At 66.3% G+C, this 23,148-nt stretch carries 21 protein-coding genes; 15 read left to right on the top strand and 6 right to left on the bottom strand.

Translation table 11 applies throughout. The annotated features are described in order from the left end of the window. The first annotated feature begins 13 nt into the window (after positions 1-13). From dapA to H9639_RS13565, 5 genes are all read left to right on the top strand, one after another. A complete protein-coding gene (gene dapA / locus H9639_RS13585; RefSeq protein WP_191808611.1) occupies positions 14-961 on the top strand; it encodes a 4-hydroxy-tetrahydrodipicolinate synthase in 948 nt (315 codons plus the stop codon). A gap of 107 nt (positions 962-1,068) precedes the next feature. Beyond that, positions 1,069-2,352, top strand: coding sequence for a heparan-alpha-glucosaminide N-acetyltransferase domain-containing protein (locus tag H9639_RS13580; RefSeq protein WP_318242093.1), 1,284 nt, complete (start codon positions 1,069-1,071; stop codon positions 2,350-2,352). A gap of 125 nt (positions 2,353-2,477) precedes the next feature. Further along, positions 2,478-3,452: a hypothetical protein gene (locus tag H9639_RS13575; RefSeq protein WP_191808609.1), complete on the top strand. Its 975-nt coding sequence runs from the start codon at positions 2,478-2,480 to the stop codon at positions 3,450-3,452. A 69-nt stretch (positions 3,453-3,521) separates the two neighbouring features. After that, the gene (locus H9639_RS13570; RefSeq protein WP_191808608.1) at positions 3,522-3,740 is read left to right on the top strand and encodes a hypothetical protein; all 219 of its coding nucleotides are present in this window, start codon (positions 3,522-3,524) and stop codon (positions 3,738-3,740) included. A 78-nt stretch (positions 3,741-3,818) separates the two neighbouring features. Further along, positions 3,819-5,174: a M1 family metallopeptidase gene (locus tag H9639_RS13565; RefSeq protein ID WP_191808607.1), complete on the top strand. Its 1,356-nt coding sequence runs from the start codon at positions 3,819-3,821 to the stop codon at positions 5,172-5,174. Positions 5,175-5,187: 13 nt separating this feature from the next. On the opposite strand, the gene H9639_RS13560 is transcribed toward H9639_RS13565, so the two are convergent. From H9639_RS13560 to aceA, 3 genes are all read right to left on the bottom strand, one after another. Next, the gene (locus H9639_RS13560) at positions 5,188-6,612 is read right to left on the bottom strand and encodes an amino acid permease (RefSeq protein WP_191808606.1); all 1,425 of its coding nucleotides are present in this window, start codon (positions 6,610-6,612) and stop codon (positions 5,188-5,190) included. A 231-nt stretch (positions 6,613-6,843) separates the two neighbouring features. After that, positions 6,844-8,475, bottom strand: coding sequence for a malate synthase A (gene aceB / locus H9639_RS13555; RefSeq protein WP_191808605.1), 1,632 nt, complete (start codon positions 8,473-8,475; stop codon positions 6,844-6,846). Between the two features lie 91 nt (positions 8,476-8,566). Beyond that, positions 8,567-9,877, bottom strand: coding sequence for an isocitrate lyase (aceA, locus tag H9639_RS13550; RefSeq protein WP_191808604.1), 1,311 nt, complete (start codon positions 9,875-9,877; stop codon positions 8,567-8,569). A gap of 121 nt (positions 9,878-9,998) precedes the next feature. Between aceA and H9639_RS13545 the strand changes: the two genes are divergently transcribed. Beyond that, entirely contained in the window at positions 9,999-11,522 is a 1,524-nt protein-coding gene (locus tag H9639_RS13545) for a helix-turn-helix transcriptional regulator (RefSeq protein WP_191808603.1), read from the top strand. Positions 11,523-11,548: 26 nt separating this feature from the next. Here H9639_RS13545 and map read toward each other — a convergent pair whose 3' ends face one another. Beyond that, positions 11,549-12,322: a type I methionyl aminopeptidase gene (map, locus tag H9639_RS13540; RefSeq protein ID WP_191808602.1), complete on the bottom strand. Its 774-nt coding sequence runs from the start codon at positions 12,320-12,322 to the stop codon at positions 11,549-11,551. 60 nt (positions 12,323-12,382) lie between these two features. Between map and H9639_RS13535 the strand changes: the two genes are divergently transcribed. From H9639_RS13535 to H9639_RS13495, 9 genes are all read left to right on the top strand, one after another. Next, the gene (locus tag H9639_RS13535) at positions 12,383-12,679 is read left to right on the top strand and encodes a helix-turn-helix domain-containing protein (protein ID WP_191808601.1); all 297 of its coding nucleotides are present in this window, start codon (positions 12,383-12,385) and stop codon (positions 12,677-12,679) included. A 52-nt stretch (positions 12,680-12,731) separates the two neighbouring features. After that, positions 12,732-13,619, top strand: a complete 888-nt coding sequence (locus H9639_RS13530) for a DNA-formamidopyrimidine glycosylase family protein (RefSeq protein ID WP_191808600.1) — start codon at positions 12,732-12,734, stop codon at positions 13,617-13,619. A gap of 117 nt (positions 13,620-13,736) precedes the next feature. After that, positions 13,737-14,756: a VOC family protein gene (locus H9639_RS13525; RefSeq protein ID WP_191808599.1), complete on the top strand. Its 1,020-nt coding sequence runs from the start codon at positions 13,737-13,739 to the stop codon at positions 14,754-14,756. Positions 14,757-14,760: 4 nt separating this feature from the next. After that, the gene (locus tag H9639_RS13520) at positions 14,761-15,747 is read left to right on the top strand and encodes a fumarylacetoacetate hydrolase family protein (protein WP_191808598.1); all 987 of its coding nucleotides are present in this window, start codon (positions 14,761-14,763) and stop codon (positions 15,745-15,747) included. Positions 15,748-15,815: 68 nt separating this feature from the next. Further along, entirely contained in the window at positions 15,816-16,757 is a 942-nt protein-coding gene (locus H9639_RS13515) for a cyclase family protein (protein ID WP_191808704.1), read from the top strand. Positions 16,758-16,789: 32 nt separating this feature from the next. After that, positions 16,790-17,917, top strand: a complete 1,128-nt coding sequence (locus H9639_RS13510; RefSeq protein ID WP_191808597.1) for an FAD-dependent monooxygenase — start codon at positions 16,790-16,792, stop codon at positions 17,915-17,917. A 71-nt stretch (positions 17,918-17,988) separates the two neighbouring features. After that, on the top strand, positions 17,989-19,053 hold the full coding sequence (locus H9639_RS13505) for an amidohydrolase family protein (protein WP_318242092.1): 1,065 nt from the start codon (positions 17,989-17,991) through the stop codon (positions 19,051-19,053). Between the two features lie 22 nt (positions 19,054-19,075). Next, positions 19,076-20,101 carry a fumarylacetoacetate hydrolase family protein gene (locus H9639_RS13500; protein ID WP_191808595.1) on the top strand — a complete coding sequence of 342 codons (1,026 nt, stop codon included), beginning with the start codon at positions 19,076-19,078 and terminating at the stop codon, positions 20,099-20,101. Then, on the top strand, positions 20,098-20,898 hold the full coding sequence (locus H9639_RS13495) for an SDR family NAD(P)-dependent oxidoreductase (protein WP_318242091.1): 801 nt from the start codon (positions 20,098-20,100) through the stop codon (positions 20,896-20,898). Before H9639_RS13500 ends, H9639_RS13495 begins: the two co-directional genes overlap by 4 nt. Before the next feature lie 104 nt (positions 20,899-21,002). On the opposite strand, the gene H9639_RS13490 is transcribed toward H9639_RS13495, so the two are convergent. Continuing rightward, positions 21,003-22,220 (bottom strand): MFS transporter, encoded by a 1,218-nt coding sequence (locus H9639_RS13490; RefSeq protein WP_191808594.1) that lies wholly within the window; start codon positions 22,218-22,220, stop codon positions 21,003-21,005. A 101-nt stretch (positions 22,221-22,321) separates the two neighbouring features. Next, positions 22,322-23,131: an SDR family NAD(P)-dependent oxidoreductase gene (locus H9639_RS13485; RefSeq protein ID WP_191808593.1), complete on the bottom strand. Its 810-nt coding sequence runs from the start codon at positions 23,129-23,131 to the stop codon at positions 22,322-22,324. Positions 23,132-23,148 lie beyond the last annotated feature (17 nt).

Here is a 23,148-nt window from a genome sequence, read left to right as displayed (position 1 = left end):
AGCAGGAGAGAAGATGTTCAGCGAAACAGCATTCCAGGAATCCCCGGTGGCGGAAGCTGCTTTCGGCCGCGTGCTCACGGCCATGGTGACGCCGTTCGACGCCGCCGGCAAACTGGACCAGCCGGGCGCAGCAGAACTGGTCCGCTGGTTGTGCCGGGACGGCTGGAACGACGGGGTGGTGGTCAACGGCACCACAGGAGAGTCCTTCGCCACTTCCAACTGGGAGAAGGCCTCCATGGTGCACGCCGCCTCCAGCGTTCTGCAGGGAACCGGTAAAAAGGTGATTGCCGGCGTCGGCTCCGGAGACACGGCACACAGTATTGCCTTGGCACAGGAAGCGGCGGCCCAGTACGCCGACGGCCTGCTCGTCGTGGCGCCGTACTACTCCCGTCCGTCCCAGGCCGGGCTGCTGCGTCACTTCCTGGCAGTTGCTGACAGCACTGACCTTCCGGTGATGCTCTATGACATTCCGAAGCGGACCGGGGTGGCGATCAGCCCCGAGACGCTGGCAGCCGCGTCCAGGCATCCCCGGATCGTGGCCGTGAAGGACGCTAAGGGTGACCTGGAATCCACGTCCAAGGTCATTGCCGAAACCGGCCTGGCCTACTACTCCGGGGACGACGCGCTCAATTTGCCGCTGCTCTCCGTGGGGGCGGCAGGATTCGTCTCCGTGGTTGGCCATGTCGCTGCGCACCGCCTCTCAGCACTCCTCGCCGCCTACAGTGAGGGACGGGTCAAGGATGCACTTCAGATCCACCGCAGCCTGCTGCCCGTCTACACCGGTGCCTTCCGCGCCCCCGCAGCCGCCTCCATCAAGGCCCTGCTGAACCGGCTTGGCCTTCCCTCCGGACCGGTGCGGCTTCCCTTGGTGGACCTCACCGGGCCGGAATTGGCTCTCTTCCTGCAGGACGTGGAGACCTCCGGGCTTTCCGAAGTGCTCCTGCCCGCACAAGTCCAATGACAGCGGATCCGGAGCGTTCTCCCACAGGAACAGCACAGGGACACCTGCCCGGTCACCGGGCAGGTGCGGCAACCGGCACGGTTCCGGCTAAGACCAGGCTGTTGGGGGTGGACGCGGCCCGTGGGCTGGCGTTGCTGGCCATGATGGCCATCCACATTCTGCCGTCCGTGAATGATGAGTTAGAGCCGACCTGGGCCTGGTCACTCTTCGCCGGGCGCGGCGTCGCCCTCTTTGCCTTACTGGCCGGGCTGTCGCTTGCGCTCTCCTCCGGAGGTGTCCGCCGCCTGAACGGGCCGGCCATGACCGCCACCCGGGCTGGAATTGCGGTCCGTGCGGGCATCATCGCAGTGATCGGGCTGCTGCTGGGATACCTGGACATTGAGGCCCAGGTGATCCTCGCGTACTACGGCGTGATGTTCCTGCTGGCGCTGCCGCTGCTGAGGCTTTCAGCGCGTGCTTTGATGTGTCTGGCGGGATTGACCGCACTGCTGATGCCCTTCCTGATGCAGGGGCTGCGCGACTACCTTCCCGACCCGGGGGTGGACCAACCCACCATCTCCGGTTTGGTCACCCATTTTGACGTTACGGCCGCCCAGCTTCTGCTTACCGGTGTGTACCCGGCCCTGCCATGGATGGCGTTTATCTGTGCGGGCCTGGCAATCGGCAGGCTGGATCTGCGCAGCCGCCGGGTGCAGACCGGCCTGTTCGCCGGCGGCTGCGGACTGGCGCTCCTCACCACCCTGGTCTCCGCGTTCCTGCTGGGACCGGGCGGGGGACGGAAGAGCCTGGAAGCGCTCTATGGCGATCCGGTAATGGTGAGCGACACTCTGACGTGGGGACCGGGAACAACCCTGCCCACAGATTCCTGGTGGTGGCTGGCCGGACTGGCGCCGTATTCCAGCACCCCGCTGGTCATCCTGAACACCATCGGCATCTCCGTTGCCGTGCTGGCGGCGCTGCTCCTGCTGGGTCAGTGGGCACGCCCGGTCTTCTTCCCCCTGGCGGCTATGGGGTCGATGACACTCACGCTTTACACCGCGCACCTGCTTCTGCTGGCCACCGGCCTGCTGGCAGACGCTCCGGAGATCTCCATGCTGGTGCAGGTTGGCCTGTTCACGGCCTTCGCGCTCGTCTGGGCGCGGAAGCGGGGGCAGGGGCCGCTGGAGCATCTGGTCTCATCGGCAGTGAACCGCACGCGTAAGACCGTGCTCGCCCGCGCTGGCAGCGCTCCGGCCACCGACCGTGCAGGCACCCAGGCCACCAACCGTGCGGGCGCTCCGGCCACTGACCGTGCGGGCCGCGCTAAGCACAGCACCGGCACACGTACCCCTGAACCCGGCCAGCACCGGACCGGCGACGGGGATCCCGACCCACCCCTCCCCGGTCCGTGAAAGCGGAACTGCGCGGGATTCCGCGCATCAGTGCGGCCTTGAGTGCCGCTGCGGCGCTGCTCCTTCCGGGGGCGGCGCCGGTTCTTGCGCTGCCCCCGGAGAAAACAGCAACGGCCACTGCTGGTGTGACAACAACGGCCACGGCGGGCGCCGCAGCAACTGCACCAGCGGCTGTGCCGTCCCCGACAGCAGCCGCAATCAGCGGTGTGTCGCCCAATCCCTGTGCCCGGCTGGCTGCAGATGAAGTGAAGTTCGACGTCGGTACGGCCGACAGGGTCACGTTCGCCACCGCCCGCGCCTACGGTGAGTCGGAGGTGCTGATCACCGGGTGCGTTGCAGACGGGGACGGAGGGTATGAGCAGGAGTGGCAGGCCACCGGGTTCGCCGGCCGCAGCGGGTTCGCCCCTGCAGGCCGGATGTGGGAGAACACGCTGTACTCGCCCACCGGGACCTTCACTGTTACCGAGGCACTTGGCCGGAAGAATCCGGGAACCGAACTGGCGTACTACACCGTAAACGAATCATCACGCTGGGGCGGTGAAAAAGGGCCAACGTACAACCAGTATTTTGAGGGCACTGGAGGTCCGGCAGATGAGAACCTGTGGCGGTATATGAACAGCGGGCTCTACGAGCAGGCGGCGGTCATCAACTGGAACCGGCCGCCGGACATGCCCGTCACCCAGGGAGCCTCCTTCGCCATTTTTCTGCATGCCGGCAACGCCAAAACCTGGGGATGCATCTCCACCGATCTTGCGACGGTGACAACCTTCCTGCGCAGCGCTGTCCCGGGGGACCGGATGGTCATGGGAATCCAGGACGACGTGTTTATCGCCTCCACCGCACGCTCCGACGCCGCTGCAGCAGCCCGCGAGGCAGCGAAACAAGCAGCGGAAGAGCGGGCAGTGGAGGAACGCGCAGCGGCCAAAGCCGCTGCGGCACGGGAGGCCGAAGCGGCAGATCCTCACTGGGAACCGTACGCCGTCGCCGGGTTCTCCGTTGCCCTCTTCGCGGCTTACCTCGTTGCCAAGCTGCGCTCGTCACGGGCGGAACGGGCGGAACGGGCTGAAGCAGCCGAACGGGAAGCCCAAGTGCCCCAATAGCTTCCTTCTGTGACCCACCCGCAACCGACCGGTTCGGCACCGGCAGCGGCACGGCTAGACTTTTACATCATGGGAAACAGCTTCGGAGACCTCCCGGGAACGGGCCAGAGTGACTCTTCGGCAGGTTACCCGGAGGGAAAAGCCTTGTACGAGGAACGGATGCAGCTGCTTCCGGGACTCTGGATGCCCCCGGCTCCGCCGTGGGAGGAGCTCCCGGAGGCGACTCAGGCGCGCTGGCAGCGCACCGCTGAAGACGCAGATAAAACCGCCGAAGACGCAGATAAATAAGCGCCGGCGTTGGAACCGGGGCAACCAGTCAGTTACTACGGCTGACAAAAGCCCGCTGGGCTGGCAGGATCAGGCCCCATGCGCGCCGCCGACCCCTCCCTTGAACATTTTCAGCAGGCACAGTCCGCTGACATCGACTATGCGCCCGGCCACGGGCACACTGAATATGCTGTCACCAGGTACAGCCTTGATCTGGACTACTCAGTAACCGCCAACCTCCTGACCGGGACAGCCGATCTTGAGCTGGTGGCGCGGGAGCCGCTGGCCGGCGTCGTCCTTGATCTCCAGGCCCAGCTGGCAGTCAGCCAGGTCGAAGCCGGCGGTATGCAGCTCCCCTTCACCCAGAACAGGCAGCACCTGCAGATCACGCTGCCGGCCCGGCTCACCTCCGGCGCGGTATTCGCGCTGCGGATCCGCTACACCGGATTTCCCCAGCCGCTGGACGGTCCGTGGGGGAGCATCGGCTGGGAGGAACTGACCGACGGCGCGCTGACCGCCGGCCAGCCGGCAGGCGCACCCACCTGGTTTCCCTGCAATGACCACCCGGCAGACAAGGCGTCCTACCGGTTTGCGGTAACGGTGGAGGAGGAATACCGGGTGATTGCCAACGGCACCTGCAGCGGTGAAACGGCGCAGGCCGGGCGGCGGACCTGGATCTTCGATCAGCCCGAGCCTATGCCCGCGTACCTCGCCACGGTGCAGATCGGTAGATATGAGCAGGTGCGCCTTGGCACCCCGGGCCCAGAACTGACGAGCCCGGTGCAGCTGCTCGCCGCTCCAGACCGGCTGTTATCCAAAGCCCGGGCAGCTTTGGCGGAGCAGGACCGGATGTTCGCGGCCTTCGAGCACTGGTTCGGGCCGTACCCATTCGGCAGTTACACGGTGGTGGTCACCGAGGACAAGCTGGAAATCCCCTTGGAAGCGCAGACCGTCACCGTCCTGGGACGGAACCATCTTGGCCGCAAATCCCGGCGGCTGCTGGCCCACGAGCTGGCTCACCAGTGGTTTGGCAACTCGGTCACTGCGGCTGGCTGGCAGGACATCTGGCTGCACGAGGGGTTTGCCACCTATGCGGAGTGGCTGTGGTCTGAAGCGGCCGGACGGCAATCCGCGGACGAGCTGGGCATGGAGGCCTGGCAATGGCTCTCACGCCGGTCGGAGAACCTCTGCCTGGTCTCTCCAGGACCGGAGCGGATGTTCGATGACCGTCTGTATGTCCGCGGGGGACTGGCACTGCACGCGCTGCGGCGCTCGGCTCCGGACAGCCTGTTTTTTGGGCTGGTGCGTTCCTGGACCGAAGAGTTCCGGTACGGGAATGCCTCTACGACCGAGTTTCTGGAACTGGCCGGCCGGAGATATGCCGGAACCGGAATAGATCCCGCTGCGGTGCTGGCGCCTTGGCTGGTGGACAAGGCGCTGCCGCCCTGTCCCTGACACGGCCGGTACGTCAGCCGTGCAGGTCCGCCGCGTCCAGCTCCACTCCGGTTTCATCGGCCAGCACGGCGCGTTCGCGGCCGGCGCCGCGGATCCAGAGCCGGTAGGCCGCGAAGAGCAGCACGATCCAGCCCAGGCCGACAACCAGTGCGATCCGGGTATCCGGCATAACGCCGAGCAGCACCACGATGAAGACCATAAACCCCAGCGCGGCGTAGGACGCCACAGGCCAGAACGGTACGCCGAATTCCGACGCCGGCAGGTTGCGCCGCTTGATGTCGCGTTTCATCGCGATGTGGGAGAGCAGGATCATCAGCCAGACCCAGACGGTCGCGAAGGTCGCGATCGACGCGATCACCAGGAACAGCGACTCGGGCAGCACAGCATTAAGCACGACGCCGACGAGCAGTACGGCTGCCATCACCAGGACCGTCATCCAGGGCACCCCGTGCCGGGAGATCCGCGCAAATCCAGCCGGTGCCTGGCCCTGTTTGGCCAGGGCGAACATCATCCGGCCTGCGCCGAAGGTATCTGAGTTGATGGCAGAGAGTGCGGCGGTGATGACCACGGCGTTGAGGATGTGTGCCGCCGCCGGAATGCCCAGGGCATCGAAAATCTGCACAAAGGGGCTGGTCTCGCCATTAATGTCCTGCCACGGGAAGATCATCATCAGGACGGAGAGCGCGCCGATGTAGAAGAGCAGGATGCGTACCGGCACGGTGTTCACCGCGGCCGGGATGGCTTTCTTGGGGTTGTCTGCCTCACCCGCGGTGATGCCGATCGTCTCGATGCCGCCAAAGGCAAACATCACCACCGAGAAGGAGGCCAGCAGACCCCAGAACCCATTGGCGAAGAAGCCGCCGGAGCCCAGCAGAGTGTCCAGGCCCGGGTTCGCCCCGCCCGGCAGGCCAAAGCCGAAGATGATAATCACCGCACCGCCGGCGATCATCGCGATGATCGCGGCGACTTTGATGATTGAGAGCCAGAACTCGGTCTCCCCGAACACCTTCACCCGCATCAGGTTCAGTGCTGCAATCAACAGCACGACGGCGAGGATCCAGATCCAGCGTGGAACATCCGGGAACCAGAACCCCATGTAGATGCCGAAGGCCGTGACGTCCGCGATGGCGACGATGGCCATTTCAAAGGCGAACGTCCACCCGGTGATAAAGCCGGCGAACGGGCCAAGGTAGCGGCTGGCGTACTGGCCGAAGGATCCGGAGACCGGATGCCGCACTGCCATTTCCCCGAGCGCCCGCATGACCAGGAAAACGGCTGCTCCGCCGATGATGTAGGCGAGGAGAACTGCGGGGCCGGCGGCCTGGATGGCTGCGGCGGATCCATAAAACAGGCCCGTGCCGATGGCCGAGCCGAGTGCCATAAAACGGATGTGCCGGACGTTCAGCCCGCGGGCCAAAGCCTGGGCAAATGAAGACATGCAAGAACACCTTGGGGGTGGGGGAGGCGCCGGAATGGCGGCGCACCCATTCTACGCCTTGCCACCGGGGTGTTCTGATGCTGCCGGTCCGGGTCCTGATGCCGCAGGACCCGGCACGCACTGGTGCCGGACCCCGCAGCCTGCACAGCAAAGAAGCCGGGGCTGGACGCCTGTGCGTCCAGCCCCGGCCTCGTCGCGGGAGATCCTGCCGTGCCCCGCCTTGGAGACCGGTTACGCAGCCGCCGGTTCACGCGATTCATGCAGGAACCGTGCGTAGGCGGGGACGGTCAGGAAGGTGGGGAAGTGTTCCCCGCAGGCCACTTCCTCGAACAGCTCCAGGGCGTCGTCGAACCGGTCGCCGGGGAAGCGCTCCAGCTGCCCGAACTCTTCCTCCAGCAGTTCCTGCACCCAGTGCGCGGTGATGATCTCGCCGTCACTGGTCACGGCGGAGGAGTGGATCCACTGCCAGATCTGGGACCGGGAGATCTCCGCGGTCGCAGCGTCCTCCATCAGGTTGTTGATGGCGGCCGCTCCGTTGCCGCGCAGCCAGGACTCGATGTAGCGGATGCCTACCTCGATGTTGCTGCGGATACCGGCCTCGGTGATCATGCCCGGGGTGGCGGCGATGTTCAGCAGGTCCTTGTCATTCGGAATCACGTCCTCACGCAGGCGTTCGCGCTGGTTCGGGCGGTCACCGAGGACGCCGTCGAACACCTCAAGGGCCACGGGCACCAGATCCGGATGCGCCACCCAGGAACCGTCAAAACCGTCTGCGGCTTCGCGGGTCTTGTCCGCGCGCACCCGCTCCAGGGCGACGTCGTTCGCTGCCTTGTCCCGGCGGTTGGGGATAAACGCGGCCATGCCCCCGATCGCGTGGGCGCCGCGGCGGTGGCAGGCCCGCACCAGCTGCTCGGTGTAGGAGCGCATGAACGGAGCCGTCATGGTCACCAGGTTGCGGTCCGGGAGGATAAAGCGCGGCCCGCGGGTGCGGAAGTTCTTGATCACCGAGAAAATGTAGTCCCAGCGCCCGGCGTTCAGTCCGGCGGCGTGGTCGCGCAGTTCGTAGAGGATCTCCTCCATCTCGAACGCGGCGGTGATCGTCTCAATCAGCACGGTGGCGCGGATGGTGCCCTGCGGAATGCCGAGCAGATCCTGGGCCAGGATGAAAATGTCATTCCACAGCCGGGCCTCGAGGTGGTTCTCGATCTTCGGCAGGTAGAAGTACGGGCCGCGGCCTTCGGCGATGAGCCGGTGCGCGTTGTGGAAGAAGTACAGGCCGAAGTCCACGATTCCGCCGGCGATCGGGGTGTTGTTCACCAGCATGTGCTTCTCCGGCAGGTGCCAGCCGCGGGGCCGGACCACAATGGTGGGCAGCTCGGTCAGGGTTGAGCCGGTGACCCGGTACTCCTTGCCCTCGGGGGAGGTGAAGGTGAGCCGGTTGTCCAGGGCGTCGCGGAGGTTCAGCTGCCCGTTGATCACGTTGGACCACGACGGCGTGGAGGAGTCCTCCATGTCCGCCAGCCACACCTTGGCGCCGGAGTTCAGGGCGTTGATGCTCATTTTCCGGTCCACCGGGCCGGTGATTTCCACCCGGCGGTCTTCGAGGCCCGGGGCAGTGGGCGCCACGCGCCAGGAGTCGTCCTCGCGGATGTGCCGGGTTTCGGGCAGGAACGCCGGGTCGGCGCCGTTGGAGATCTGCTTCCGGCGGGCCTGGCGGTCCTGAAGCAGTTCCTGACGGCGGGTGTGGGTGGCCTGGTGCAGCGCCTTGACGAAGTCCAGGGCCTGCGGGGTGAGGATTTCCTCCTGGCGCCGGATCGGCGCTGCTGTGAGGGAAATGCCGTTCAGGGTGATCGGATCATTCATGGCGTGCTCCTTGGCGGGTGTCAAAACTCTGGGGTGCTGGCTGGTCCGGGTACCGCGGGTAAACCGCGGCACCCGGACCGGCCCGGTGGGTTTAGTGGAACTGGGCGGTTTCGGTGGAACCGGCCAGTGCCAGGGTGCTGCCCTCGGGGTTCAGGGCGGTGGCGATGGCGTCGAAGTAGCCGGTGCCGACTTCGCGCTGGTGCTTGGTGGCGGTGTAGCCGCGGTCCTCGGAACCGAACTCGCGTTCCTGCAGTTCCACGTAGGCGCTCATGCCGTTGCGGGCGTAGCCGTGGGCGAGGTCGAACATGGAGTAGTTCAGGGCGTGGAAGCCGGCGAGGGTGATGAACTGGAACTTGAAGCCCATGGCACCGAGCTCGCGCTGGAACTTGGCGATGGTGTCATCGTCCAGGTGCTTCTTCCAGTTGAACGACGGCGAGCAGTTGTAGGCGAGCATCTGGTCCGGGAACTCGGAACGGACGGCTTCGGAGAACTTACGCGCCAGTTCCAGGTCCGGGGTGCCGGTCTCCATCCAGATCAGGTCGGAGTACGGTGCGTAGGCCTTGGCCCGGGCGATGCAGGGCTCGATGCCGTTGCGGACCTTGTAGAAGCCTTCAGCGGTGCGCTCGCCGGTGATGAATTCCTGGTCCCGCTCATCGACGTCGGAGGTGATCAGCGTGGCCGCTTCGGCGTCGGTCCGGGCGATCACCACGGTGGGTGTGCCCGCGACGTCGGCTGCCAAACGGGCAGCGTTCAGGGTGCGGATGTGCTGGCTGGTGGGGATCAGGACCTTGCCGCCGAGGTGGCCGCACTTCTTCTCCGAAGCGAGCTGGTCTTCCCAATGAACGCCGGAAGCGCCGGCCTGGATCATGGACTTCATCAGCTCGTAGGCGTTCAGCGGGCCGCCGAAGCCGGCTTCGGCGGCGGCGGCGTCGGCCACGATCGGCACCAGGTAGTCGTCAACGGACTGGATGCCCTCGGCGAATTCGATCTGGTCTGCGCGGAGCAGGGCGTTGTTGATCCGGCGGACCACGGTGGGCACCGAGTTGGCCGGGTAGAGCGACTGGTCCGGGTAGGTGTGGCCGGAGTTGTTGGCGTCGGCGGCGACCTGCCAGCCGGAGAGGTAGATGGCCTTCAGCCCAGCCTTGACCTGCTGCACGGCCTGGTTGCCGGTGAGGGCACCCAGCGCGTTGGTGTAGCCCTCGTCGCCGGCATTCCGGAGCTGGTCCCAGAGCTTCTCCGCGCCGCGGCGGGCCAGCGTGTGCTCTTCCTGGACCCGGCCCCGGAGCTTGACGACGTCCTCGGCGGTGTAGTCCCGTTCGATGCCGTCCCAGCGGGGATCGGTGGCCCATTCCTGGGCGAGCTGCTCGGCGGTGCGTGCTGCGTTGCTCTGTTCCTGCGTCATGGCCGTTGGTCTCCTCGGTTGCGGTGCGAGCTCCGGGCTAGGTGAATCCGGCGCTTCCTTGCTGTGGAATCAACACTCCGGCAATAACAACCCCCTTTCTAGGGGTTTTCTCTGGAAAGAAATGCACTTCTTCGCTTATTGTGAATTTGTGACCAGCGCAACATGGAACCGGCCCGTTCCCGCCGGCAGAACAGAGGACGACGGCGGTGCGGAGCCCGCCCTGGACGTCATCAGCCTGGGCCGCCGGGTCCGCCACCTGCGCAAGGGCAAAGGCATGACACTCGATGACCTGGGGGCCGCCGTCGGGACCGTGGCCTCCCAGCTGTCGCTGATTGAAAACGGCAAGCGGGAGCCGAAACTGGGGCTTTTGCAGTCCCTGGCCAAGGCACTGGATGTGAGCATCGACCAGCTGCTGGGGGCGGAGCCGCCGAGCCGCCGGGCAGCCCTGGAAATCGAACTGGAACGCGCCCAGCGCGGCCCGCTCTACCAGTCCCTGGGCCTGCCGAAGGTTCGCGTTTCTTCGCGTTTGCCCCTGGACGTGCTCGAGTCCCTGGTGGGTCTGCAGTCCGAACTGGAGCGCCGGCTCAATGAACAGGTGGCCACGCCGGAGGAGGCCCGGCGGGCGAACGGCGAACTGCGGGCCATGATGCGGGAGCGGGACAACTACTTTCCGGAGTATGAGCAGGCGGCCCAGCAGGTCCTGGATTCAGTGGGCCACACCACCGGGCCGCTGTCCCAGCACGTGATTGCGGATATCGCCGCGCACCTGGGCTTCAGCCTGCACCACGTCTCCGACCTGCCGCACTCCACCCGCTCCGTCACGGACCTGAAGAACAAGCGGATTTACCTCACCCAGTCACAGCGCTCGGAACATGATCCCCGCTCGGTGCTGCTGCAGGCGCTGGGGCACTTTGTGCTGGATCACCAGACGCCGCGCAGCTACGGTGAGTTCCTCAGCCAGCGGGTGGCCACCAACTATTTTGCCGCTGCGCTGCTGCTGCCGGAAAAAGCCACGGTGGAGTTCCTGCAGCGGGCCAAGGCCGCCAAGGAAATCGCCGTCGAGGACATCCGCGATGCCTTCGCCGTCTCCTATGAGACCGCCGCGCACCGCTTCACCAACCTGGCGACCCGGCACCTGGACATCCGGACGCACTTCCAGAAGGTGCACGAGAGCGGCATTGTCTACAAGGCCTATGAGAACGACGGCGTGACGTTTCCTTCCGATCACACCGGCGCCATCGAGGGCCAGCCGATCTGCCGGTACTGGACCAGCCGCGAAGTGTTCTCCGTGCCGGATAAGTTCAGTGCCTACAACCAGTACACGGACACCCCGGCCGGCACCTTCTGGTGCACCGCCCGGACCGAGCGCAGCTCCGGTGGACTCTTTTCGCTGAGCATCGGGGTGCCGTACGCGCATGTGAAGTGGTTCCGCGGCCGGGACACCACCGAGCGGTCCAAGTCCCGCTGTCCGGATCCGGACTGCTGCCGCACACCGCCGCAGGAGCTGGCCTCGGAATGGTCGGGGATGGCCTGGCCGAGTGCCCGGGCGCACTCGCATCTGCTCGCGGCGCTGCCCCCGGGTGCGTTCCCCGGCGTGGATGAGACCGAGGTGTACTCGTTCCTTCAGGCGCACGCCGGGGACTGAGTCGGCCCCAAATCTCCCGGAGCGGTTTACCGGGACGGAAGGGTGAGGATCTCCGCGCCGTCCTCCGTGATGGCGATCGTGTGCTCGCTGTGCGCACTGAGGGCACCCGTTGCGCTGCGGAGCGTCCATCCATCCGGGTCCATGGCGAGCGTGGCGGTATCCGCCATGACCCACGGTTCCAGGGCGAGCAGCAGTCCCGGGCGCAACTCGTAGCCCCGGCCGGGCCGTCCGGTGTTCGGTACGTGCGGGTCCTGATGCATGGTGGAGCCGATGCCGTGCCCGCCGAACTCGGTGTTGATGGGGTAGCCCGCCTCGGCCAGGACCGACCCAATGGCGTAGGACAGATCGCCGATCCGGGCACCCGGCTTGGCGGCAGCGATGCCCGCGGCCAGCGCACGCTCGGTCGCGCTGATCAAAGCGAGACTCTCCGCCGGCTGGGAATCTCCCACGACGAAGCTGATGGCCGAGTCCGCCGCGATGCCGCCCTTCAGGACCGCGAGGTCAAGGGACAGCAGGTCGCCGTCGGCCAGGGTGTAGTCATGGGGAAGTCCGTGGAGCACGGCGTCGTTCACGGCTGTGCAGATGTAGTGGCCGAACGGACCCCGGCCGAAGGACGGCTCATAGTCGACATAGCAGGAGGTGGCGCCGGCGTCGTGAATCATCTCTTTAGCCCAGCCGTCGATGTCCAGGAGATTCGTCCCGACCACCGCCCGCTGCTTGAGGGACTGCAGGATGTCAGCAACCAGGGCGCCCGTGACGCGTGCCTTGGCTACTTCGGCTGGATTCAAGATTTCGATCATGCGGTACCTTCCGGTTTCCAATAACTATACCGGCCATATTATCCCGGTAGAGTGGGCGCTATGGTCAGACTGCCGCTTACAGCAGAAGAGGTCCAGCGCGGACAGCGTTTAGGGGCCCTGCTGCGCCGTGCCAGAGGTGGGCGCACGATGCTCGAAACCGCCCTGGACGCCGGGATCTCCCCGGAAACGCTGCGGAAGATCGAATCCGGCCGCGTGGCAACGCCGTCCTTCCCAACCATCGCGGCGCTCGCCGAAGTCCTGGGGCTCTCTCTCGACGAGGTATGGGCTGAAGTCCGTCAGCCCGAGCCGGGCTTAGATCCCGCAGATCGCCTCGGGCGTGGACGGCTGGTCTCCTAGCATCCCAGCCCGGGTCCTGCCCTGAGCCCACCGCAGCGTCTAGGGTGTAGCCATGCCTGAGATGCCCGAGGTGCAGGGACTCGCCGACTTCCTGCGGAGCAAGCTGATCCCGGAGGATGCGCCGCCTGCGGTCATTTCCGACGTCGAGGTGCTGTCCTTTTCGGTCCTGAAAACCGCCGGCGTGCCGCTGGATGCTTTGAAAGCCGGTCCGGTGACCGCCGTCGAGCGCCGCGGAAAGTTCCTGATCATCACCGCTGGGGGAGTGTGCCTGGTGATGCACCTGGCCAAGGCGGGCTGGCTGCGCTGGTCTGATGCACTGAAACCCGGTCGGCTTCGGCCGGGCAAGGGCAGGATGGCGCTGCGCGTGCGGTTCGAACCGCGGGAACCCGGCGGTGACGAGCCCGGCTTCGATCTCACCGAGGCGGGCACCAAAAAATCCCTGGCCGTGTACGTGGTCAAGGAGCCCGGTGAGGTGCCCGGTATTGCCCGGCTGGGACCGGAAGCGTTCGACGTCGACTTCGACACCTTCGCCGGGCTGGTTGCCGCGCACCGGGGCCAGATTAAGGGCCTGCTGCGGGACCAGTCGGTGATCGCCGGCGTCGGGAACGCCTACAGCGACGAAATCCTGCACGCTGCGCATCTTTCCCCCTTCGCCAATGCTGCCAAGCTGAAACCGGAGGAAGTCCAGCGCTTATTCGAAGCCATGGGGGCAGTGCTGGAATCGGCCATGGCTAACGCCAGCGGACGCCCGGCTGCCGAGCTGAAGGATTCCAAACGGCGGGCAATGAATGTCCATGGCCGGACCGGCGAACTCTGCCCGGTCTGCGGCGACACCGTCCGGGAGGTGTCCTTTGCCGACTCCTCACTGCAGTACTGCCCGACCTGCCAGACCAACGGGAAGCTGCTCGCGGACCGCAGGATGTCGAGGCTGCTGAAGTAGCTCCGATATCGGTTACGCAAATACCTGACATCAAAAAATACGCCTTCCCCGGATAGGTGACACGCGCCACAGTTATCTCAGATCAACTTGGCAACTACTCGAAGGCGAGCATCCACCGTGGAAAAACTCCTCTCCCACCTGGCACACCTGGAAATCACCACCCCCGACGTCGAAGCGTCCACCCGTTTCTACGTGGAGAAATTCGGCATGCGGCTGGTCGATTCCATTGACGGCGCGTCCTACCTGCGCTGCTGGGGTGATCACTACCGTTACAGCCTGGTAGTGCGCCACGGGGACGAACCGTCGCTGGCGAACATGGCCTGGCGCACCGCTTCCGCCGAGGCCCTCGACGCCGCGGCGGCGAGCATTGAAGCTGCCGGTGTTCAGGGCGAATGGGTCCCCGGCGGACACGCCCACGGCAAGGCCTACCAGTTCACCGGCCCCTACGGACACTCGATGAAGCTGTTCTACGAGGTGGAGAAGTACGTGGCGGAACCCGGCTTCGAATCCGTCTACCCAGACCGCCCCGAACGCCGCAGCAGCCATGCCGCGGCACCCCGCTTCCTGGACCACGTCACCGTGGCCACCAGCGACGTGCGCGGCTTCGCCGACTGGTACAACCGGGCGCTGGGCTTCCGCATCATGGCATTCACCGATCTGGACGAGGCTCCGATCACTGTGTTCTCCGTGCTGACCACCAACGAGAAGTCGCACGACCTCGGGGTTGTCCTGGACACCTCGGACCGTGCCGGCCGCGTCAACCACATCGCGTTCTGGGTTGATACGCATGAAGACCTGCTGCGGACCGCTGACGTGATGATGGAAAACGGCACCCCGATGGAATACGGTCCCTCCATCCACGGCATCGGCGAGCAGAACTTCCTGTACTTCCGTGAGCCGAGCACCCTGCGGGTTGAGCTGAACTCCGGCGGCTACCGCAACTACGTGCCGGACTGGGAAGCCAAGACCTGGAAGCCGTCCGAGGGCTCCAACAACTTCTACCGCAACGGTGCCATGCCGCACTCGATGACCGAGTCCTTCCCGGCCGCGGAAGGATTCACCGCCACCGAAGAGGGTGCCTCGGAAGAAATGAAGCAGGCCCTGCTCAACCCGTACGCCGAGCAGGGCCGGGGCTAATCCGATGACCTACGCACTGATTACCTTCGCCGACCCCGCCAGCGGGGAGTCCCTGACCGGCCTGGAAACCGGCGGCCGCGTCCTGCCGCTGACAGCGGAGAACCTGGCCCTGCCCGGAAGCATACCGGTCAGCATCGAAACCATCATTGAACACTGGGACACGGCTGAGCCTCAGCTGGACCGACTCGCGGGAGAGGCCGGACAAGCCGGCACCGCCGCGGCGGGCTGGCTCGATTTCGCGGAACTGAAGGTACTGGTCCCGCTGCGGCCGCAGCAGATCCTGCAGGCCGGCGCCAACTACCGCAAGCACGTGATCGACCTGGCGGTGGCGCACCGCGACGGCGGCGGAACCGATGAGGAAATCCGCGAACGGACCGCCGAGATCATGGACAAGCGGGCAGCCGAGGGCACACCCTACTTCTTCATCGGGCTGCCGACGGCCATGGCGTCAGCCACCGAGGACCTGATCCTGCCCGCCTCCGGCAAGAGCCACGACTGGGAACTGGAAGTTGCCGCCGTCATTGGCAGCCGCGCCTTCCGGGTCAGCCCGGAGGAAGCCCTCGACCACGTTTTCGGTTACACGATGGTCAATGACATCACCACCCGGGAGTTCGTCTTCCGGAAGGACATGCCCGCCATTGGCAGCGACTGGTTCCGGGCCAAAAACGCCCCGGGCTTCCTGCCGACCGGACCGCTGGTGCTGCCGGCGAAGTTCGTTGAGGACCCGCAGGATCTGAAGGTCACCCTCCGGCTCAACGGCGAAACCATGCAGGACGAGTCGACGTCGGACATGATCTTCACCGTCGCCCAGCTGGTGTCCCACGCCTCGCAGCAGATGCCTCTGCTGCCCGGGGACCTAATCCTGACCGGCAGCCCGGCCGGTAATGGCGCGCACTGGGGCCGGTTGCTCCGCGACGGCGACGTGATGGAAGGCGAGATCACCGGACTCGGCACGCAGCTGGTCCGCTGCAAGGACGAGGTGGCCCAGTGACTGAAATCCAGGACCAGGCCGGCGAGACGGTGATCCAGCGCGGTAACGCCCTGGCCAGCATCGAAGCCATGGCTGCCGCGCACAACAACTGGGGCCGGTGGGGTCCGGACGACGTGCTGGGCACGCTGAACTTCATCGACGAGGCCAAGCGCGTCGAGGCAGCCCGGCTGGTCCGCTCCGGCCAGAGCTTTTCCCTCTCCCAGCCTTTTGACACCAACGGTCCGCAGAAGGGCTGGCGCCGCCGTACTAACCCGGTGCACACCATGACCGATACCGGCACAGATGCGGAATTCGGCGACCAGGGTTTCCCGCACGGCATTGGCGGCGCGGATGACGTCATCTCGATGCCGCTGCAGTGCTCCACCCAATGGGACGGGCTGGGCCACATCTTCGACCGCGGCAAGGCCTGGAACGGCCGCCGCGCCGGCCAGGTGGTAACCAGCGAGGGAGACCAGGTCACCGGCATCCAGACCGCGGCCTCACGGATCGTGACCCGGGGCGTGCTGCTCGACGTCGGCCGTGCGCTGGGACCTGAACTGGGCAACGGCGACGGCGAGCTGCCGGACGGATTCGCGATCACCGCCGAACACCTGGAGGCAACGATTCAAAAACAGGGAGCCAGCTCAGCGGTCCGCCGCGGGGATGTCATAGTGCTGCGCACCGGCCAGTATGCCCGTACGCTGCGGGAAGGCTGGGGCGACTACGCCGGCGGAGCCGCACCCGGGCTTTCCTTCACCACCGCGCCCTGGCTGCACCGCAGTGAAATTGCCGGGATCGCGACTGACACATGGGGCTTCGAAGTCCGGCCGAACGAATTCGACACCGCATTCCAGCCGCTGCACCAGATCGCCATCCCCAACCTTGGGCTGTTCCTCGGGGAAATGTGGGACCCGGAAGAGCTGGCGGCGTCCTGCGCCGCTGACGGGCAGTACGACTTTCTGCTGACCGCGGCACCGCTGCCCATCACCGGGGCAGTCGGATCACCGGTCAACCCCATTGCCGTCAAATAATCCGCCGGACTGAAAACAAAGGAGTTTGCACCATGGCAGCTGTGAGCAAGGTAGGCATCGTCGGCTCGGGCGCGGCAGGATTGACGGCGGCCGCGCTGCTGGCTGATGCCGGCGTCGACGTCGAAATCCTGGAAAAGGCGGATGGTCCCTCCCCGCTGGGTTCCGGCATCACCTTGCAGGGGAACGCCCTGCGGATCTTCCGGCAGCTCGGCATCTGGGATGAAATCGCGGCAAAGGGCTTCGCCTTCAGCGAGCTGGGCCTGCGTGCCCCGGACCCGGCCGGGACGGTACTGGCGGTAATGGATGATGCCCGCACCGGCGGTGCGGACCTGCCCGCGACGCTGGGTATGTACCGCCCGGACCTGGCCGAGGCACTCCGGCGCCGTGCCGAGAGCGCCGGAGCACGGATCAGCTACGGCCGGACGGTCAAGGGGGTGGAGCAGGACAGCGGTTCGGTCACCGTGATCACCGACGACGGCGACCGGCTCAGCTATGACCTGCTGATCGGCGCGGACGGACTCCACTCGGTGGTGCGCTCCGCCATTGGAATTGACGTGGCGCCGGAACCCACCGGGATGGGTATCTGGCGGGCATTCGTGGAGCGCCCCGCAGACGTGGTCCGCACGGACCTGGTGTACGGCGGCCCCTGCTTCATTGCCGGCTACTGTCCCACCGGCCAGGACACCATGTACGCCTACCTGGTGGAAAATGCCCAGGAACGCAGCGTGGAAGACGGCCCCCGCATTATGGCCGGTCTTGCCGCGGCCTACGGCGGTCCGTGGAAGGAGATTCAGTCCAGCCTGGACCACAGCGCCCGGGTCAACTACACCCGGTTCACCAAGCACTTTGTGGATGGGCCGTGGAACCGCGGCCGGGCAGTGATCATTGGCGACGCCGCCCACAGCTGCCCTCCCACCATCGCCCAGGGTGCTGCCATGGCCGTGGAAGACGGTGCCGTGCTCGCAGAACTGCTGGTGGAGCATGAGCGGCTGGACGACTCGCTGTGGGAAGAGTTCACCGAACGCCGGCTGGAACGCGCCCGGGTTGTCGTTGAAAGCTCGGTCCAGCTGGGCCAGTGGATGCTGGACGGGCAGATCCGGGACGCCGATGTACCGGGTCTGATGGGCAAGGTTGCCGCCACTGTGAGCTCTCCGGCATGACCGATACTCAGTCTGCTCCCGTGCCTCAGTCTCAGCCAACGTCTCAGTCTCAGTCAGCGTCTCAGTCCCCGGTGGTTGACGTTCATGCGCACGTTCTGCTGCCCGCGCTGGCACAGTACGCTGCCGAGTCCGCGCCGGAGGAATTTGCCGCCGCGCAGGCACTTGATGCCCGCCGCCAGGGCCCGGAGTCACTCGCGGCCTCCGGCGCCATGATCAAGCAGCGCTGGCCGCAGCTGGTGGATCTTTCCCGCCGGCTGGCGGACATGGATGCTGCCGGCGTTGACGTGCAGCTGGTCTCGCCGTCGCCGTCCCACTATTACTACTTTGCCGAACCGGAGCTCGCAGCGGACATCGCCCGCCGTGCCAATACGGCCGTGCAGGAACTGGTGGCTGCCGCTCCAGACCGGCTGGCAGGGTTGGGACTGGTTCCCCTGCAGCACCCGGACCTGATGGTGGCTGCGCTGGAGCACGCGGTGCTGGAGTGCGGGCTGCTGGGTGTGGGACTGGGTTCCTACGCCCCGGGCAGTTCCGGCACCGGAACGGATACCGGACCGAATGCCGGAACGGTGGAACTCTCGGACCCACGGCTGGAGCCGTTCTGGGCCCGTGCCGAAGAACTTGGGGCGCTTGTTTTCCTGCATCCCTTCGGATGCTCGCTCGATGAACGGCTGGACCGGTTCTACCTTTCCAACACCGTGGCCCAGCCGGCGGAAAACGCGGTGGCACTGTCCCACCTGATTTTCGCCGGGGTCCTGGACCGGTACCCCGGGCTCAAACTGATTGCCGCCCATGGCGGCGGTTACCTGCCCACCACGCTGGGGCGCTCCGACCGGGCCTGGAAGGTCCGTCCGGAAGCGCGCGGATGCGCCGCACCGCCGTCGTCCTACCTGCGGAAGATCTGGTTCGATTCGCTCATTCACAGCCCCGCGGAACTCCGGGTACTGGCGGAGACCGCAGGGGCCGGCCGGGTTTTGCTCGGCTCCGACTACCCGTTCGATATGGGCACGGAAGACCCGGTGGGTGAAGTCCGTGCTGCCGGCCTGACCGGTGAGGACGAGCACCTCATCCTCGCCGGCAACGCCGCTGCCCTCGGCATCCGCGCCGGACTGGCCGCTGAACACACCCCGGCTTCCTGAGCCGGGAAGGAAAGGAATCACCATGGTCAAGATTGCACGCTGGAATGACGACGGCGAGGTCCGCTCCGGCTTTATCCACGGGGACCGTGCATACCCGCTTCCTGACGGGCAGACGACCAACGATCTGCTGGCCGCCGGGCTGGAGGAAACCCTGCGGATCGCCGAGCGCACCGTCGCGGGCGTGGCCAGCGCGGCTGGAGGTGCCCTTGCACCCAAGCCGCTTTCCGCCGTCGTGCTGCTGGCGCCGTTGGTTCCCGGCACTCTCCGCGATTTCGTGGCGTTCGAAGAGCATGTGGAGGGCATGCGGATCAGCATCGATGGTGCAGCCGGGGTAGTGGAGGAGTGGTACCAGGCGCCCACCTTCTACTTCACCAACCCGCACACCATCCGGGCCACGGGCGAGGACATTCCCATCCCCGCCGGCTGCAGCCAGCTGGACTTCGAGACTGAGGTGGCGGCCGTCATCGGCCACGTGCCGGGAAGCTCCGGCAGCAACCTCACCGTGGAGGAAGCACACCGGCACATCTTCGGGTACACCATCTTTAACGACTGGTCCGCCCGTGACCTGCAGCGCCGCGAAATGAAGGTCAGCCTGGGCCCGTGCAAGGGCAAGGACTTTGCCGGCACGCTGGGCCCGTGGATCGTGACGGCAGACGAATTCGAGGACCGGCACGACGCCGAGGGGTTCCTGGGCCTGGGGATGAGGGTGGAGGTCAATGGAGTCCGGATCGGGGAGGACCTGCTTTCCAACATGGGCTGGCCGTTTGCCGAGCTGGTGGCCTACGCCTCGCAGGACTCGCGCGTGGTCCCGGGCGACGTCCTGGGTTCCGGCACCTGCGGCAGCGGCTGCCTGGCCGAGTTGTGGGGACGCAACGGCGCGCAGACCCCGCCGCCGCTGCAGACCGGCGATACCGTCACCATGACAGTGGAGGGAATCGGCAGCATCACCAACACCATCGGCGCCCGCCGTGAGGCCCAGACGCTGGTCCGGGCCCGCCCCCGGCCGCGGCTGCAGCGGAACTACGCCGCCGCGGTGGCTGGTCAGTGAACCCATCCGACCCGCTGCATCCGGCCGTCCGGGCCAACCCTTTCGGCCTGGACGGCCGGGTTGTGGTTGTTACCGGTGCGGCGCAGGGGCAGGGTGCAGCTGCCGTGCGGCTGCTTTCTGCCTGCGGTGCGCAGGTGGTGGCCACCGACCTGGCTGCCGGGCTGGCCGCCGCACCCTCACCGGGACCCGGCACACTGGACTACCACCAGCTGGATGTGGCCGACGAGGGCGGGTGGGCGGCGCTCGCCGGGCACCTGCGGGAGAAGTACGGCCGGGTGGACGGCCTGGTGAATAACGCGGGCATCACCGAACGCAAACGGCTGGGGGAACTGTCCCCGGCGGATCTGCACCGGGTTTACGACGTCAACGTGGCCGGAGCGCTGCTGGGAATCCAGGCGCTGGCACCGCTGATGGAAAGCGGCAGCTCAATTGTTAACGTGGGGTCCGCCGCCGGCCTGACCGCGCACTATCCGCTGGCCTACACCGCCAGCAAATGGGCGCTTCGCGGAGTGTCCAAGGTGGCAGCGGGGGAGCTGGGGGCGCGCGGCATCCGGGTGAACATGGTCCACCCCGGCTTCATCGAAACGCCCATGACTGCCAGTGCCAAACCGGCGTTCCGGGAAGCAAACTTGGCCGAAACTCCGCTGGGCCGGACCGGGCAGCCGGACGAGGTGGCCAGCGTGGTCGCCTTCCTGCTCAGCCCGCTCTCCTCTTATGTCACCGGAGCTGAAATACCGGTCGACGGCGGCCAGACCTCCCATGGCGGCGCGAAGTCCATCTCGGACGCGCTGCGCTGAACTGGTAGAGGGTCGCTGAACCCCAGCCGCCCGGCGTAACCGGGAAACCCGAAAAGCGTGGGCCCGTCCCAAAGAGGGGCGGGCCCACGCTTTTCGAATCTGTTCTATGAACCGCTGGCCACTGCTGCCTGATCCTCGCGCCCGGCGACGGTGCCGCCGTCCGGAACGCGGTCAAACCGCGGCAGCGTCAGCAGTACCGCTGATCCGAGCACCAGGAACGCTGCGGCAATGATCAGGGGAATGTTGTAGGACTGCCGGGCATCGAACAGGTAGCCGGCCGTAACCGGCCCGAAGGCGCTGCCGATCATAAAGGCACTGTAGACGTAGCTGTAGAGCGCCCCGAAGTCCCGTTGACCGAAGTACCGGGAGCTGAGATAGGACATCAAATCGATTTCCGCGCCAAAGCCGATTCCAATCAGCACAGCAGTCAGGGGAGCGAACCCGGCACCGCCGAAGAGGAGCAGCAGGCACCCGGCTGCTGCTGCCAGGAAGAGCGGCACTGCTACATAAGTGGCATAGAACCGGTCCAGGAGCCAGCCAACAATGGGCCGGCCGATAACCGTTCCCACGCCGATGAGTGAGGACAGCAGTGCTGCCTGCACCGGGGCGACGCCGTTGTCGATGAGCATCGGCACGAAGTGCGGCACCATGGTCAGCAGCGCCCACCCGAGAACGAAAAACGCGGCGATCAGCGTCCAGAATTCCCGGTTGCGCAGCGCCTGACCGCGGCTGAGCCCTGGCAGGTGACCAGCGGAAACGGCCGACGGGGTGGAACCGGCGTCGGAGGGGGTGAGCCGGATAACCGCCAGGATGAGCAGCGGCGCGAGGGCCAGGACGCTCATGGTGAGGTAAGCGCCGCGCCAGCCGTAGGCTGCGATCACGGTTCCCATGAGGGGCGGCAGGAGCAGCCCCGCGGCCCCCAGCCCGGTTGCCATGATGCCCAAAGCCAGTCCGCGGTGCTTATGGAAACGCTCCACTACTGCCTTGGAGTAGGTCACTGCCGAGGTTCCGACGCCGATGATTCCGGCCAGCGCGTAGAGCGTCAGGAAGAGCAGCAGCGTCGAATCGAACCGGCTGAGCAGGAACAGCACTGCGGCGAAGAGGGGCAGCGAGATCCAGGCAATCCGCCGGACGCCGTAGCGGTCCAGGAGCCGGCCCAGCAGCGGGAGGGCAGCGGCCATGCCCAATGAACTCCACAGGCTGGTTTGGGTGATCTCTCCGCGGCCCCAGCCGAACTCCTCCTGCAGCGGGACCACCAGCGGGCCGAGGATATAGCCCAGACAGCTGAACCCGACACCTGCTCCCACGGTAGCGAACAGCAAGGCCGGCCAGCCCCTGGTAAATTCAGGCCGCGCGCTATCGGTGCGCGGAAACGCTGGTTTCATCCTTGAAACCCTCTCTTTTAATGGAAAGCCGCCCGGCGTCAGCCGGGCAGCACTGCCGACCAGCCGCCGTCCACCATCAGGTTTACCCCGGTGACGTAGGAGGCCTCATCCGAGGCGAGAAACAGCGCACAGCTGGCAACCTCCTCCGGGGAGCCGATGCGGCCCAGCGGAATGTGCCCGGCGATCGCGTTCATCGGGTGGTCTGCACTGAGCAGGTCCCCCTCGGTGGCGGGCGTGCGGATCATGCCGGGGCTGACGGTGTTGACCCGGATGCCCAGCGGTGCGCCTTCCGCCGCAAGCTGTTTGGTAATGGCGACGACGGCGCCCTTGGTGGCGGTGTGCGCCAACCGGCCGTTGGTCACGGACCCGGTGACTCCTGCGGTGGAGCCGACCAGGACAACCGCGGCATTCCCGGAGGACGCAAGGTTCCTCCAGAAGTATTTGACCGGAAGGAACACCACATCCATCTCGTGGGCAACGTTCCATTTCCAGTCGGCGAACGTGAGATCCTCGACCGGTGCGAACCGGGTGGCCGCCGCATTGGCGTAGAGAATATCCACGGCCGGGTGCTCCGTGGAGACCTGCGCGGCCCAGGCGGCCACGGCGTCCTCGCTGGTGAGGTCCACCGGGTGGGTGCTGCTCATCCGGCCGCCTGCCTGGTGCACCTGCCGGACGGTCTCTTCGGCGCCGTCGGCGTCAATATCGCAGCCGATAACGACGGCGCCTTCCGCGGCGAAGGCCAGAGCCGCGGCGCGGCCCTGACCGCTGCCGGTACCGGTGATGATGGCGGTTTTACCGGTCAGGCGGCCACGGCGTTCCGGTCTGCCGGAACGCAGAAAATCGGTCATGTGCGCAACTCTGCCAG

Origin of the sequence: Arthrobacter gallicola (assembly GCF_014836775.1) — a bacterium.
Classification (GTDB): Bacteria; Actinomycetota; Actinomycetes; order Actinomycetales; family Micrococcaceae; genus Arthrobacter_B; species Arthrobacter_B gallicola.
This window is presented reverse-complemented; position numbering and strand designations above follow the sequence as displayed.

Excerpts from the sequence above, each read along its gene's own strand:
- dapA (WP_191808611.1), top strand. The coding sequence starts at position 14 with ATGTTCAGCGAAACAGCATTCCAGGAATCCCCGGTGGCGGAAGCTGCT.
- H9639_RS13570 (WP_191808608.1), top strand. The coding sequence starts at position 3,522 with ATGGGAAACAGCTTCGGAGACCTCCCGGGAACGGGCCAGAGTGACTCT.
- H9639_RS13565 (WP_191808607.1), top strand. The coding sequence starts at position 3,819 with ATGCGCGCCGCCGACCCCTCCCTTGAACATTTTCAGCAGGCACAGTCC.
- H9639_RS13560 (WP_191808606.1), bottom strand. The coding sequence starts at position 6,612 with ATGTCTTCATTTGCCCAGGCTTTGGCCCGCGGGCTGAACGTCCGGCAC.
- aceB (WP_191808605.1), bottom strand. The coding sequence starts at position 8,475 with ATGAATGATCCGATCACCCTGAACGGCATTTCCCTCACAGCAGCGCCG.
- aceA (WP_191808604.1), bottom strand. The coding sequence starts at position 9,877 with ATGACGCAGGAACAGAGCAACGCAGCACGCACCGCCGAGCAGCTCGCC.
- H9639_RS13545 (WP_191808603.1), top strand. The coding sequence starts at position 9,999 with ATGCACTTCTTCGCTTATTGTGAATTTGTGACCAGCGCAACATGGAAC.
- map (WP_191808602.1), bottom strand. The coding sequence starts at position 12,322 with ATGATCGAAATCTTGAATCCAGCCGAAGTAGCCAAGGCACGCGTCACG.
- H9639_RS13535 (WP_191808601.1), top strand. The coding sequence starts at position 12,383 with ATGGTCAGACTGCCGCTTACAGCAGAAGAGGTCCAGCGCGGACAGCGT.
- H9639_RS13530 (WP_191808600.1), top strand. The coding sequence starts at position 12,732 with ATGCCTGAGATGCCCGAGGTGCAGGGACTCGCCGACTTCCTGCGGAGC.
- H9639_RS13520 (WP_191808598.1), top strand. The coding sequence starts at position 14,761 with ATGACCTACGCACTGATTACCTTCGCCGACCCCGCCAGCGGGGAGTCC.
- H9639_RS13515 (WP_191808704.1), top strand. The coding sequence starts at position 15,816 with ATGGCTGCCGCGCACAACAACTGGGGCCGGTGGGGTCCGGACGACGTG.
- H9639_RS13510 (WP_191808597.1), top strand. The coding sequence starts at position 16,790 with ATGGCAGCTGTGAGCAAGGTAGGCATCGTCGGCTCGGGCGCGGCAGGA.
- H9639_RS13500 (WP_191808595.1), top strand. The coding sequence starts at position 19,076 with ATGGTCAAGATTGCACGCTGGAATGACGACGGCGAGGTCCGCTCCGGC.
- H9639_RS13485 (WP_191808593.1), bottom strand. The coding sequence starts at position 23,131 with ATGACCGATTTTCTGCGTTCCGGCAGACCGGAACGCCGTGGCCGCCTG.